Consider the following 12,645-nt stretch of genomic DNA (forward strand, 5'->3'; position numbering starts at 1 on the left):
CCGCCGAGCCCGCCGGTCAGCCGCCGACCCCGGCGGCCACCGGCGTGTCCTCCGCCCTGGACGCCGAGCCGGCGTCGGGCGCAGTCTCCGGGTCAGCCTCAGACCGCACGACGTGGGACGACGGCAGCCCCGCGCCGGGACGGAACCCGGCGTAGTGCTCGGCCGCGGCGCGGGCGCACTCGTCCTGGTAGACGTGCCCGCCACCGAGGTACACGGCGATCTCCTCGCGCTTGCCGGGCACGTTCCCGCCCACGAACCAGGCGCCCGCCTTCTTGCCCTCCTCGTACATGACGGTCGCACGGGCCGCGCGGTCCGTCTCGGCGCGCCACCACTCCTCCGCCTCGGGCGTGGCCTCGAGCTGGTCGACGCCGTGCTCCCGCGCGTACGCGAGCGCGCGCTGGAGCCACTGGGCGCCGCGCTGGACGGGCACCGTGAGGTTGGACAGCGGCGTCTGCGGCCCGAGCGACATGAAGAAGTTCGGAAAGCCGTGCACGGAGATGCCGAGGTAGGTGCGCAGACCGTCGCGCTCCCAGCGCTCGCGCAGGGTGACACCGTCCCGCCCGACGACGTCGAACGCCGTGAGCGCCCCGGTCATGGCGTCGAAGCCGGTGGCGAGCACGAGCACGTCGATCTCGTGCTCGACCTCCCCCACGACGACCCCGCGCGGCGTCACGCGCGTGATCGGCGTGCTCAGCACGTCGACGAGCTCGACGTTCTCGCGGTTGTACGCCGCGTAGTAGCCGTGGCCCGTCGGGGGTCGCTTGCCCATGAAGCGGTACGTCGTCGGGGTGAGCAGGCGGGCCGTCCGCGGGTCCTCGACGACCTCGCGGATCTTGCCGCGCAGGAACTCGGACGCGAGCTCGCTCGCCTCGGGGCTGGACACGAGGTCCGTGAAGCACTCGTTGGCGAACCGGAAGCCGCCCGCCTCCCAGCGGGACTCGAACACCCGGCGGCGCTCCTCGGCGTCGACCTCGAGCGCGGACCGCGTGGGGATCTCCATGGGCACGCCGAAGGGGTGGCGCGCGGCGCGCTCGAAGACCTCGTCGTAGCGCGCGCGCAGGGCGGCGAGCTCGTCGGCCGTCACGGCCGGGCTCGTCGTCTCCAGCACGTAGTTGGGGGTGCGCTGGAAGACGGTGACGTGCTCCGCCACCGCCGCGAGCTCGGGCAGCATCTGGATCCCCGAGGCACCGACCCCGAGCAGACCCACGCGCTTGCCCGCCAGGTCGACGCCGTCGTGCGGCCAGCGGGCCGAGTGGTGGACCGGCCCCGCGAACGTGTCGAGCCCGGGCAGGTCCGGGTACAGGGGCCGGGAGAGCAGGCCGGTCGCGGAGACCACGTACGTCGCCTGCAGCCGGGAGCCGTCCGCGAGGGTGAGGGTCCACAGGTTCGTCGCGTCGGAGTGCTCGGCCCGCTCGACGGCGACGCCGAGCCGGACGTCGCGGCGCAGGTCGAGCCGGTCGGCGACGAACTCGAGGTAGGCGCGGATCTCCTCACCGCGCGGGTAGCGCTCGGACCAGTCCCACTCGTCGCGCACCTCCCGCGAGAACGAGTACGCGTACGCGAGGTACTCGGAGTCGGTCCGCACGCCCGGGTAGCGGTTGGCCCACCAGGTGCCGCCGATCCCGTCCGCGGCGTCGACGACGAGCACGGACAGACCGATCTCGCGCAGGTGGTGCAGCATCGCGAGGCCCGAGTAGCCCGCCCCGATGACGACCGCGTCGTAGAGCGTGCCGTTCGTGGTCTCCGCCATGGACGACTCCCCCGTGTCAGGTACGTCGGCGCGGGCCCGGTGCCCGCGCGACGCGGTATACCGTGCCACGACCTGCGACGTCGTGCCACGGCGACCGCAGGACGGTCACGAGGTCGCGGCTCAGAACGGCCAGACGAGCGGCACGTAGAGGACCGCGGCCGCGAGGAAGACGAGGGCGAGCGGCAGGCCGAGGCGCCAGTAGTCGCCGAACCGGTACCCGCCGGGCTGCAGCACCATGAGGTTGACGGGGGTGGCGATCGGGGTGAGGAACGCGGCCGCGCCCACGACCGTGAGCGCCATCATGAACGGCAGCACGCTCACGTCGAGCGTCTGCGCGAACGACACCGCGACGGGGGCCATGACGAGCACCGTCGCGACGTTCGAGATGAACTGCCCGAGCACGAGCGTGAGCACGCACACCACGAGGAGCGCGAGGCGCGGCGACCCGTCGCCCGTGAGCCGGAGCACGAGCCCGGCGATCGCCTCCGCCGCCCCGGACGAGACGAACGCCGCGGACAGCGGGATGAGCGCCGCGATGAGCACGACGGTGTCCCACGAGATCGCGCGGAACGCCTGCGGCACGGTGACCACCCCGCCGACCACGAGGGCGCCCGCGGCGAGCAGGCCGGCGATGACGGGCGGCACGACGCCCGTCGCGAGCAGCACGACGGTCACGACGAGCACGGCGAGGCAGCGGCGCCACCCGCGGCTCAGCGGGACGCCGCGCTGCAGGCTGCGCGCCGAGTCGACCGCGAGCACGTCGGGCGACTGCGTGTACCGGTGCAGCGCGTCCCACGGCCCGCGCACGAGCACGGCGTCGCCCGGCTGGAGGGTCAGCGTCCCGGAGGCCCGCTCGGCGTCGGACGCCGACGCGTGCGCCTCGCCCCGCCGGAGGGCGACCACGACGAGCCCTTCGTCGCGTGTCGTCATGCCCGGGCTGACGGTGCGCCCGACGAGGGTCGAGCGGGGTGCGATGACCACCTCCACGACCCCGGTGCCGCCGGTGAACAGGCGACCCGTGTCGAGGTCGGGCGTGTAGCTCTCGCGCCACGAGCGCACGCGCTCGCGCGGGTCGGTCGCGGTGTCGGCGAGGTGCTCGGGGACGCGCTCGGGCAGCAGCCGGTCGCCGAGGGTCACGACGAGCAGCGCGGTGGCGAGGACGAGCGGGACGCCGACGAGCGCGAACTCGAAGTAGCCGAACTCGCGGCCGCCGGCCTCGGCCGCCGCCTCGGAGACGATGATGTTCACGGGCGTCCCCGTGAGGGTGAGCAGCGACCCCGCGCCGGCGGCGAACGCGAGCGGGACGAGCATGCGCGACGGCACGATCCCGGCGCGCGCCGCCGCGACCACCGCGACGGGGAGCAGCGCCGCGACGGCGCCGTTGATGCTGATGACCGCGGCGAGCAGCGCGGCGACGCCCACCATGAGCGTGAGCAGGCCCGCACGCCCGAGCGACGCGCGCCGCTCGAGCCACTGCCCGATCCACGCCGTGACGCCGGTCGAGTCCAGCGCGTCGCTGAGCACGAAGAGCGACGCGATGAAGAGCACGATCGGGTCGCTGAAGCCGCCCAGCGCCTCGTCGAGCGGGAGCACGCCCGTCGCCCACAGCGCGACGGGCACGAAGAGCGCGACGACGACGAGCGGCAGGCGGTTCGTCATGAAGCCCACGACGGCGAGGGCCAGGATCGCGAAGGTGGCGACCAGCGGATCGATCATGGGGCCCCCTCTCGGACGTCAGGATGCCACAACGGCCCGGACGGCGAGCCGTGCGGAATAGTGACGCCGCGGACGCGTTGTCGATGACCATGACGACTCTCGGGATCATCGGCGCAGGCAACATCGGTTCCCAGGTGGCGCGGGCCGCCGTCGGGCAGGGGTACGACGTGGTCATCGCGAACTCGCGCGACCCCCGCACGCTCGACGACCTCGTCGCCGAGCTCGGTCCGCGGGCGCGCGCGGCGACCGCGGAGGAAGCGGCGCGGGCCGCTGACGTGGCCGTCGTGGCGGTGCCGTTCCACGCGTACCGCGACGTCCCGGTCGAGCCGCTCGCGGGGAAGATCGTGCTCGACACGAACAACTACTACTGGGAGCGCGACGGCCACGTCGAGGCGCTCGACCGCGGCGAGGCGACGTCGTCGGGCCTGCTCCAGGAGCACCTGCCGTCGTCCAAGGTCGCGAAGGCGTTCAACCACATCCAGTCGGCGCACATCACGACCGACGGCACGCCCGCCGGGACGCCGGGGCGCCGCGCGCTGGCGACGTCGAGCGACTTCCCCGAGGCCGCCGCGTGGGTCGCGCGGTTCTACGACGAGCTCGGCTTCGACACCGTCGACACGAGCCCGCTCGCGGAGTCGTGGCGCGTCGAGCGCGACCGCCCGGCGTACGTCGCGCGCCAGGACGCCGACGAGCTGCGGGCCAACCTCGCGCGCGCCCCGCGCACGATCTGACCGCCCCGCGCGGCCCGCGGTCAGTCCTCGCCGTAGAAGACGCGCTCCATGACGGTGCGGGCCCGGCGGGCCGTGCGGAGGTAGTGCTCCTCCAGCTCGGCGCCCGTGTCCACGCCCGGCAGGTCGAGCACGCGCGCGAGGCCGTTGAGCGCGAAGCGGTCGTGCGGCAGCACGTCCACCGTCGTGCCCGTCGTGCGCCCGGACCACAGCACGAGCGCGCTGCGCAGGCGCGACGCGAGGTGCCACGCCTCGCCGAGGGTCGCGGCGTCGTCGGGGTCGACGAGCCCGACGTCGACCGCGGCGTCGAGCGCGTCCACCGTGGACGTCGTCCGCAGCGCGGGCACCTCGTGGGCGTGCTGGAGCTGGAGGAGCTGGACGGTCCACTCGACGTCGGACACGCCCCCGCGCCCGAGCTTGAGGTGCCGCGACGCCTCGACCCCGCGCGGGAGCCGCTCCGCCTCGACCCGGGCCTTGATGCGCCGCACCTCGCGCACGTGGGCCAGGTCGAGGCCCCCGTCCGGGTAGCGTCGGGCGTCCACGACGCGCGTGAACGCCTCGCCGAGCCCGGCGACGTCGCCCGCGACGGGTCGCGCGCGCAGGAGCGCCTGCGCCTCCCACACGCTGGACCAGCGCTCGTAGTACTCGGTGTACGACGCGAGCGAGCGCACGAGCGGGCCGTTGCGCCCCTCGGGCCGCAGGTCGGCGTCCACGGGCAGCGCGGGCTCCGGCCCGACGGCGGACAGCAGCTGCCGCAGCCGCGTCGCCGCGGCGAGCGCGTACGCCTGGGCGGCGTCGCCGGCCGCACCGGGCGCCGGGTCGTGCACGAACATGACGTCGGCGTCCGAGCCGTAGCCCATCTCGCGGCCGCCCAGGCGGCCCATCGCGACGACGAGCAGGCGCGCCGGCGCGGACGACAGGTCCGGCGCGTCGTACCCGAGCTCGTCGCGTGCCACGAACTCCGCGACCCGGAGCGCGCCCGCGAGCACGACGTCCGCCGCGTCGGAGATGCTGCGCGCCGCGTCGACCGGGTCGACGACCCCGAGCAGCTCGGCGGCGCCCGTGCGGGCCAGCTCGCGCCGACGCACGGCGCGCAGGCTCACCGTGGCCGGCTCGACCTCGTCGGCGCGCGTGAGGATCGCGTCGGTCTCCGCGGCGAGGCGCTCGATGCCGCGCGGGACGAGGTCCGCGTCGCCCGCGAGCCAGCGCACGGACTCGGGCGACCGGCCGAGCGCGTCGGCCATGTAGCGCGAGTTCGCCAGGAGGTGCGCGAGCCGCTGGGCCGCGGACCCGGAGTCGCGCAGGAGCTGGAGGTACCAGTGCGTCGTGCCGAGCGTCTCGGAGAGCGTGCGGAACGCGAGCAGCCCGGCGTCCGGGTCGGCGCCCTCGGCGAACCAGCCGAGCATCACGGGCAGGAGCTGGCGCTGGATGGCAGCGCGGCGGCTCACGCCCTCGATGAGCGCGGTGACGTGCCGCATGGCGCCCGCCGGGTCGCGGTAGCCGATGGCGGCGAAGCGGGCCTTCGCGGCCTCCGGCGCCAGGCTCACCTCGTCCGGCGAGAGCTGCGCGACGACCGGCAGGAGCGGCCGGTAGAAGATCTCCTCGTGCAGGCCGCGCACCTCGCGCCGCGTCGCGCGCCACCGCTCGGTGAGGCCCGCCGCGCCCTCGGTCCGCATGCCGAGCGATCGGGCGAGACGGCGCAGCTCGTCGTCGGCCGTCGGGAGCAGGTGCGTGCGCCGGAGCCGGAAGAGCTGGATGCGGTGCTCGAGCGAGCGCAGGAACCGGTAGCAGACGCCGAGCCGGGCCGCGTGCTCGCGCCCCACGTACCCGGCGGCGGCGAGCTCGGCGAGCGCGGTGAGGGTGCTGCGGCTGCGGATCGAGTCGTCGGACCGCCCGTGCACGAGCTGGAGCAGCTGCACGGTGAACTCGACGTCGCGCAGGCCGCCCTTGCCGAGCTTGAGCTGGCGGTCGGCCTCCGCCGCGGGCACGTGCGCCTCGACGCGGCGGCGCATCGCCTGCGAGTCCTCGACGAAGTTCTCGCGGCCCGCCGCCGACCACACGAACGGGGCGATCGCCTCCTCGTACGCGCGCCCGAGCTCGCGGTCGCCCGCGACGGTGCGCGCCTTGAGCAGCGCCTGGAACTCCCACGTCTTGGCCCAGCGCTCGTAGTACGCGACGTGGCTCGCGAGCGTGCGCACGAGCGGCCCCTGCTTGCCCTCGGGGCGCAGCGCGGCGTCCACCTGCCACAGGGCCGGCTCGCCGGACGTGCCGGAGCACACGCGCGCGAGGCTCGTCGCGAGGCGCGCCCCCACGGTCGTGGCGTGCTCCTCGTCGAAGCCGTCGGCGGGCTCGACGACGTAGATCACGTCGACGTCGGAGACGTAGTTGAGCTCGCGCGCTCCGCACTTGCCCATGCCGATGATCGCGAGGCGCACCCCCGCACCGTGGTCGTCGAGCTCCGCGCGCGCGACGGCGAGCGCACCCTCGAGCGCAGCGGCGGCGAGGTCGGCCAGGGCCGCACCGACCGCGGGCATGCGCGTCAGGGGGTCGGTGACGGTGAGGTCGGTCGCCGCGATGCGCAGGATCCGCTCGCGGTAGGCGCGGCGCAGCGCGTCGACCCGCTCGGGCCCCGGCTCGGCCGCGACCGGGACGGCGGCGTCCGGGTCGGCGCCCACGGCGCGCAGCAGCTCGGCCCGCACGTCGCCCGCGGCCACCCCGGTGCCCGGCGCCGGGTCCGCGACGACCTCGAGCAGCGCGGGGCGCCGCACGACGTCGTCGCCGAGCGCGACCGACGCCCCGAGCACCGCGAGGAGGCGGTCGCGGGCCGGGCCGGGCCGCAGGGTGCCGCGCGCGAGGTCCGCGAGCGCACCGCGCGCCTCGACGTCGGGGCGCAGCGCGCCCGCGAGCCGCACGACCTGCAGGAGCGCGAGGTCCGGGTCGGCGGCCTGGCCGAACGCGGCGAGCAGCTCGTCGTCGACGACGCCCGCCGGGTCGGCGGCGCCGGCCTCGGAACCGTCGACGGACCGGGCACCCGGGTCGAGCAGCAGCGCCAGGTCCGGGTCCGCGAGCAGGCCGGCCGAGCGCGTGATGTCGGCGAAGCCGAACCGCGCGAGCCGACCCGTGAGCGTGGGCCGGCGGGACCCGCCGGACCGACCGGACGTCGTCGTGGACCCGCTCACAGGACCTGGAGGAACCGCTTCAGCTCGAACGGCGTGACCTGCGCGCGGTACGCGTCCCACTCCTGGCGCTTGTTGCGCAGCACGAAGTCGAACACGTGCTCGCCCAGGGTCTCGGCGACGAGCTCGGAGCCCTCCATGATGCGGATCGCCTCGTCGAGCGACTGCGGGAGCGGCTTGATGCCGAGCGCACGACGCTCCGCGTCGGTGAGCTCCCAGACGTCGTCCTCGGTCTCCTCGGGGAGCTCGTAGCCCTCCTCGATGCCCTTGAGCCCGGCGGCCAGCATGACGGCGAACGCCAGGTACGGGTTGGTGGCCGAGTCGAGCGCGCGGTACTCCACGCGGCTCGAGTTGCCCTTGCCCGGCTTGTACATGGGGACGCGCACGAGCGCGGAGCGGTTGTTGTGGCCCCAGCACACGTAGCTGGGGGCCTCGGCCCCGCCCCACAGGCGCTTGTACGAGTTCACGTACTGGTTGGTGATCGCGGTGATCTCGGCGGCGTGGACGAGCAGGCCCGCGATGAACTGGCGCGCCGTCTTGGACAGCTCGAACTGGGCGCCGGGCTCGTGGAACGCGTTGCGGTCGCCCTCGAAGAGCGACAGGTGCGTGTGCATGCCCGAGCCGGGGTGGTCGGCCATCGGCTTGGGCATGAACGACGCGAACACGCCCTGCTCGAGCGCGACCTCCTTGACGACCGTGCGGAACGTCATGAGGTTGTCGGCCGTCGTCAGCGCGTCGGCGTAGCGCAGGTCGATCTCGTTCTGCCCCGGCCCGGCCTCGTGGTGGGAGAACTCGACCGAGATGCCCATGGACTCGAGCATCGTGATCGCGGCGCGCCGGAAGTCGTGCGTGCTCCCGCGCGCGAGGTGGTCGAAGTACCCGCCCTGGTCGACGGGGACGAGCGGCGACCCGGCGTCGGCCGGCTGGTTGAACAGGTAGAACTCGACCTCGGGGTGCGTGTAGAACGTGAACCCCTTGTCGCTCGCCCGGGCGAGCGCACGCTTGAGGACGTTGCGGCTGTCCGCGAGGGACGGCTCGCCGTCGGGCGTGAGGATGTCGCAGAACATGCGGGCGGTGCCGTGCCGCTCGCCGCGCCACGGCAGCACCTGGAACGTGGTCGGGTCCGGCTTGGCGATCATGTCGGCCTCGTACACGCGCGTGAGGCCCTCGATCGAGCTGCCGTCGAACCCGATCCCCTCGGCGAACGCCGACTCGAGCTCCGCCGGCGCGATCGCCACCGACTTGAGCATGCCGAGCACGTCGGTGAACCAGAGCCGGATGAAGCGGATGTCGCGCTCCTCGACCGTGCGGAGCACGAACTCCTGCTGCCTGTCCATGCGGTACATCCTGCCTGATCCGTGTGACGAACGGGTGACACGGTCGTGTCCTGGACGTCGTGCCGCGCGGCGTCCACCCCGGACGAGCCGTCCGCCCTGCTCGTCTAGGGTGGACGCATGGCTGATCTGCGCGTCGCGCTGGCACAGGTCGACACGTGCGTGGGGGACCTCGACGGCAACGCCGCCCTGGTCCTCGAGCGCACCCGGGAGGCCGCGGCCGCGGGCGCGCAGCTCGTCGCCTTCCCGGAGATGACCCTCACCGGCTACCCGATCGAGGACCTCGCGCTGCGGGCGTCGTTCCGGCGCGCGGCGTGGGACGCCGCCGCGGACATCGCGGCGCGGCTCGACGCCGAGGGGCTGGGCGCGGTCACCGTCGTGCTCGGCACCGTGGGCACCTCGGGCGCGCCCCGCGGTGCGGGCGCCGCGGAGCGCGAGGCCTCGGGCTCCCCCGCCGACCTCCCGACCAACCGCGCCGTCGTGCTGCGCGACGGCGCCGTGCAGGCCGCGTACGACAAGCACCACCTGCCCAACTACGGCGTGTTCGACGAGTTCCGCATCTTCGCGCCCGGCGAGACGACGACGGTCGTCGAGGTCGAGGGGCGCCGCGTCGGCATCGCGATCTGCGAGGACATCTGGCAGGACGGCGGCCCCGTCGCGGAGATGGCGACGCTCGACGAGGCGGGGAACGGGCTCGACCTGCTGCTCGTGCTCAACGGCTCGCCGTACGAGGAGGGCAAGGGACACGTCCGCACGGACCTCGCCGCGCGCCGCGCGCGCGAGGTGAGCGCCCCGGTCGCGTACGTGAACCTCGTGGGCGGCCAGGACGACCTCGTGTTCGACGGCGGCTCGTTCGTCACCGACGCCGCGGGCACGGTGGTCGCCTCGTCACCGCAGTTCGTGGAGGACCTGCTCGTTTGGGAGCTCCCCGCCGACGGCGCCCCGCGCGGGCCGCGCGCCCCGGAGCTGCACCCGGACGAGGAGGTGTACCGGGCGTGCGTGACGGGCCTCGCGGGCTACGTGCGCAAGAACGGCTTCCGCTCGGTCGTCCTCGGCGTCTCGGGCGGCATCGACTCGGCGCTCACCGCCGCCGTCGCCGCGGACGCGATCGGGGGCGAGAACGTCGTCGGCGTCTCGATGCCGTCGCGGTACTCGTCGGACCACAGCAAGGACGACGCGGCCGACCTCGCGAAGCGGCTCGGCGCGGACTACCGCGTCCAGCCCATCGCGCCCATGGTCGAGGCGTTCCAGGGCGAGCTCGCACTGGAGGGCGTCGCGGAGGAGAACCTCCAGGCGCGCGTGCGCGGCGTGATCCTCATGGCGATCTCCAACCGCGAGGGTCACCTCGTCATCGCGCCGGGCAACAAGTCCGAGCTCGCGACGGGGTACGCCACGATCTACGACGCGGGCAGCATCGGCGGGTTCGCGCCGCTCAAGGACGTCGACAAGTCGCGCGTGTGGCAGCTCGCGCGCTGGCGCAACAACGCCGCGCTCGACCGCGGCGAGATCCCGCCCATCCCGGAGTCGTCGATCACCAAGCCGCCGTCGGCGGAGCTGCGCCCCGGCCAGACCGACCAGGACTCGCTGCCGCCCTACGACCTGCTCGACGAGGTCCTCGACGCCTACATCGAGCACGCCGAGGGCCGCGCCGAGCTCCTCGCCCGCGGGTTCGACCCCGAGGTCGTCGACAAGGTCGTCACGCTCGTCGACCGCGCCGAGTGGAAGCGCCGGCAGTACCCGCCGGGCCCGAAGGTCACGGCGCTCGCGTTCGGCCGCGACCGCCGTCTGCCGATCACGAACCGCTGGCGCGAGCCGCTCGCCTGACGACGCCGGCACCCCGCGCGCCGTCCGCCCCCTCCCGCACCCAGGAAAGGCCGTCATGTCTGCTCACACCGCCCCCGAGCCCGCCGCGACCGGCGGCACGGGACCGCGCCGCGTCCGCGTGCACCACCTCGCCGAGGCCAAGACGCGCGGCGAGAAGATCACCATGCTCACCGCCTACGACGCGGTGACCGCGCGCATCTTCGACGACGCGGGGATCGACATGCTGCTCGTCGGCGACTCGATCGGCAACACGATGCACGGGCACGCGTCGACCCTGCCCGTCACGGTCGACGACCTCATCCCCCCGGCCCGCGCCGTCGCGCGCGCCGCGCGCCGCGCGTTCACCGTCGTGGACCTGCCGTTCGGCTCGTACGAGGCGGGCCCCGAGCAGGCGCTCGCCACCGGCGTCCGGTTCCTCAAGGAGACGGGCGTGAGCGCGGTCAAGCTCGAGGGCGGCCGCCGCGTCGCGGCGCAGATCCAGGCGCTCACGGACGCGGGCATCCCCGTCGTCGGGCACCTCGGCTTCACGCCGCAGTCCGAGAACCTGCTCGGCGGCCCGCGCGTCCAGGGGCGGGGCGACGACGCCGCGGAGCGCCTCAGCGAGGACGCGCTCGCCGTGGCCGAGGCGGGCGCCGTCGCGGTCGTGCTCGAGATGGTGCCGGTCGAGGTGGCCGCGCGCGTCACCGAGATCCTGCGCATCCCCACCATCGGCATCGGCGCGGGCGCCGCGTGCGACGGCCAGGTGCTCGTCTGGACCGACATGGCCGGGATGACGGACTGGTCGCCCCGGTTCGCCAAGCGCTACGCCGAGATCGGCGCCGCGCTCGGCCAGGCGGCGGCCGACTACGCCGCCGACGTGCGCGGCGGGACCTTCCCCGACGACGCTCACAGCTTCGCCCGCTGAGCACCCGGCGCGGGCGCCGGGTCACCCCGCGCCCGCACCGCCGTCGGCGACCCACGCGGCGACGCCGCTCGCGACGGCGTCCGCGTAGCGCTGGCGCCCCTCCTCCGACTCCATGACCGCGGCCTCCTCGGGGTTGCGCATCTCCCCCAGCTCGAGCATCACGGCCGGCCGCTCGGCGTGGTTGAGCGTCGCCAGGTCGGCGCGCCGCTGGACGGGGCCGTCGTCGGCCGCGACCGACGACGACGGCGCGAACCCGGCCGCCGTCAGCGCGGCCACGAGCTCGTGCGCGAGCGCGACGCTCGGCTCCCCCTGGGCCTCGTCCACGGGCGGGTCGGACACGATCGCGAAGAACCCGTGCGCGCGGCGGTCCTCCGTGCCGTTCGCGTGGAGCGAGACGAGCACGTCCGCGTCGTTCTCCTGCGGGAACCGGCCGCGCGCGTCGACGCACGGGCCCACGCCCGCGTCGTCGGGGCGCGTGAGCACGACGACGGCGCCCAGCTCGGTCAGGCGTGCCGCGAGCCGCCCCGCCACGTCCCACGTGAACGCGTGCTCCGGGTAGCCCGAGTCCGTGGACGTCCCCACCGTGTTGCACGCCTTCGTGTCGCCCCGGCCGTCGGGGACGGGCGCGTTCACGACGAGCGGGTTCGCCCCGTTCCCGCCGTTGTGCCCCGGGTCGACGGCGACCGTCACGCCCGCGAGCGGGGGCGCCGGCCCGGTCTCCGTGGCGGTCGGGTCGGGCGACGCCGTCGACGGCGCGGGCTCGGGCGCGGCCGGCACGGCACCGCCCGAGGGGGTGACCGTCGTCGGGCCGGCCCCCGACACGGCGCGGACCTGCAGCGCGACGAGGAACGTCAGCGCGCCCACCGCCAGCCCGGCGAGGAGCAGGCCGAGACGGCCCGACCACACCCGGCGCGGGCCGGGCGGCGGGGCGTGGGTCACTCCTCGCGCTCGCGGCGGTCTTCCTCGTCCCAGGCGTCCGTCCGCTCGCGCGCCGTCTCCAGGGCCTTCTCAGCGGCCTCGCGCGTCGGGTACGGCCCCATGCGGTGCGACCACGACGCGCTCGGGCCGCGGTACACCTCGCCGGTGCGCGTGTCGTAGTAGTACCCGTCCGTGGCCGCGGGCTCGCCGTCGTCGCTGAAGCGTGATCCGGTGCTCATGCCTCGATCCTCCCCCATCCCGGCCCGGCCGGCCGCCCACGTCGCCCGCGCGTTCG

The 12,645-nt window shown here is 74.9% G+C and carries 9 protein-coding genes; 3 read left to right on the forward strand and 6 right to left on the reverse strand.

The window, feature by feature from the left end:
* Positions 1–16: 16 nt before the first annotated feature.
* Positions 17–1,750, reverse strand: a complete 1,734-nt coding sequence (locus tag B9L22_RS19255; protein WP_086151553.1) for an NAD(P)/FAD-dependent oxidoreductase — start codon at positions 1,748–1,750, stop codon at positions 17–19.
* A gap of 120 nt (positions 1,751–1,870) precedes the next feature.
* Positions 1,871–3,466, reverse strand: a complete 1,596-nt coding sequence (locus B9L22_RS19260; protein ID WP_233140253.1) for an SLC13 family permease — start codon at positions 3,464–3,466, stop codon at positions 1,871–1,873.
* A 23-nt stretch (positions 3,467–3,489) separates the two neighbouring features.
* Here B9L22_RS19260 and B9L22_RS19265 point away from each other — a divergent pair, with 23 nt between their 5' ends.
* Positions 3,490–4,197, forward strand: coding sequence for an NADPH-dependent F420 reductase (locus tag B9L22_RS19265; RefSeq protein WP_086151554.1), 708 nt, complete (start codon positions 3,490–3,492; stop codon positions 4,195–4,197).
* Between the two features lie 20 nt (positions 4,198–4,217).
* On the opposite strand, the gene B9L22_RS19270 is transcribed toward B9L22_RS19265, so the two are convergent.
* Together B9L22_RS19270 and glnA are read right to left on the reverse strand one after the other, a co-directional pair.
* Positions 4,218–7,373 (reverse strand): bifunctional [glutamine synthetase] adenylyltransferase/[glutamine synthetase]-adenylyl-L-tyrosine phosphorylase, encoded by a 3,156-nt coding sequence (locus B9L22_RS19270; protein WP_086151555.1) that lies wholly within the window; start codon positions 7,371–7,373, stop codon positions 4,218–4,220.
* Positions 7,370–8,707 carry a type I glutamate--ammonia ligase gene (gene glnA, locus B9L22_RS19275; RefSeq protein WP_021483141.1) on the reverse strand — a complete coding sequence of 446 codons (1,338 nt, stop codon included), beginning with the start codon at positions 8,705–8,707 and terminating at the stop codon, positions 7,370–7,372. Before glnA ends, B9L22_RS19270 begins: the two co-directional genes overlap by 4 nt.
* A 117-nt stretch (positions 8,708–8,824) precedes the next feature.
* Between glnA and B9L22_RS19280 the strand changes: the two genes are divergently transcribed.
* Together B9L22_RS19280 and panB are read left to right on the forward strand one after the other, a co-directional pair.
* Positions 8,825–10,528, forward strand: a complete 1,704-nt coding sequence (locus B9L22_RS19280; RefSeq protein ID WP_076405461.1) for an NAD+ synthase — start codon at positions 8,825–8,827, stop codon at positions 10,526–10,528.
* 55 nt (positions 10,529–10,583) lie between these two features.
* Positions 10,584–11,432: a 3-methyl-2-oxobutanoate hydroxymethyltransferase gene (gene panB / locus B9L22_RS19285; RefSeq protein WP_034653916.1), complete on the forward strand. Its 849-nt coding sequence runs from the start codon at positions 10,584–10,586 to the stop codon at positions 11,430–11,432.
* 21 nt (positions 11,433–11,453) lie between these two features.
* Here panB and B9L22_RS19290 read toward each other — a convergent pair whose 3' ends face one another.
* Complete coding sequence (locus tag B9L22_RS19290) at positions 11,454–12,371, reverse strand: N-acetylmuramoyl-L-alanine amidase (RefSeq protein ID WP_158097230.1); 918 nt, start codon at positions 12,369–12,371, stop codon at positions 11,454–11,456.
* Positions 12,368–12,589, reverse strand: coding sequence for a hypothetical protein (locus B9L22_RS19295; protein WP_086151557.1), 222 nt, complete (start codon positions 12,587–12,589; stop codon positions 12,368–12,370). The genes B9L22_RS19290 and B9L22_RS19295 overlap by 4 nt, the downstream gene beginning before the upstream one ends.
* Positions 12,590–12,645 lie beyond the last annotated feature (56 nt).

Origin of the sequence: Cellulosimicrobium sp. KWT-B, assembly GCF_002127155.1 — a bacterium.
Classification (GTDB): Bacteria; Actinomycetota; Actinomycetes; order Actinomycetales; family Cellulomonadaceae; genus Cellulosimicrobium; species Cellulosimicrobium funkei.

Coding starts and splice junctions, on each gene's coding strand:
- B9L22_RS19255 (WP_086151553.1), bottom strand. CDS start 1,750: ATGGCGGAGACCACGAACGGCACGCTCTACGACGCGGTCGTCATCGGG.
- B9L22_RS19260 (WP_233140253.1), bottom strand. CDS start 3,466: ATGATCGATCCGCTGGTCGCCACCTTCGCGATCCTGGCCCTCGCCGTC.
- B9L22_RS19265 (WP_086151554.1), top strand. CDS start 3,490: ATGCCACAACGGCCCGGACGGCGAGCCGTGCGGAATAGTGACGCCGCG.
- glnA (WP_021483141.1), bottom strand. CDS start 8,707: ATGGACAGGCAGCAGGAGTTCGTGCTCCGCACGGTCGAGGAGCGCGAC.
- B9L22_RS19280 (WP_076405461.1), top strand. CDS start 8,825: ATGGCTGATCTGCGCGTCGCGCTGGCACAGGTCGACACGTGCGTGGGG.
- panB (WP_034653916.1), top strand. CDS start 10,584: ATGTCTGCTCACACCGCCCCCGAGCCCGCCGCGACCGGCGGCACGGGA.
- B9L22_RS19295 (WP_086151557.1), bottom strand. CDS start 12,589: ATGAGCACCGGATCACGCTTCAGCGACGACGGCGAGCCCGCGGCCACG.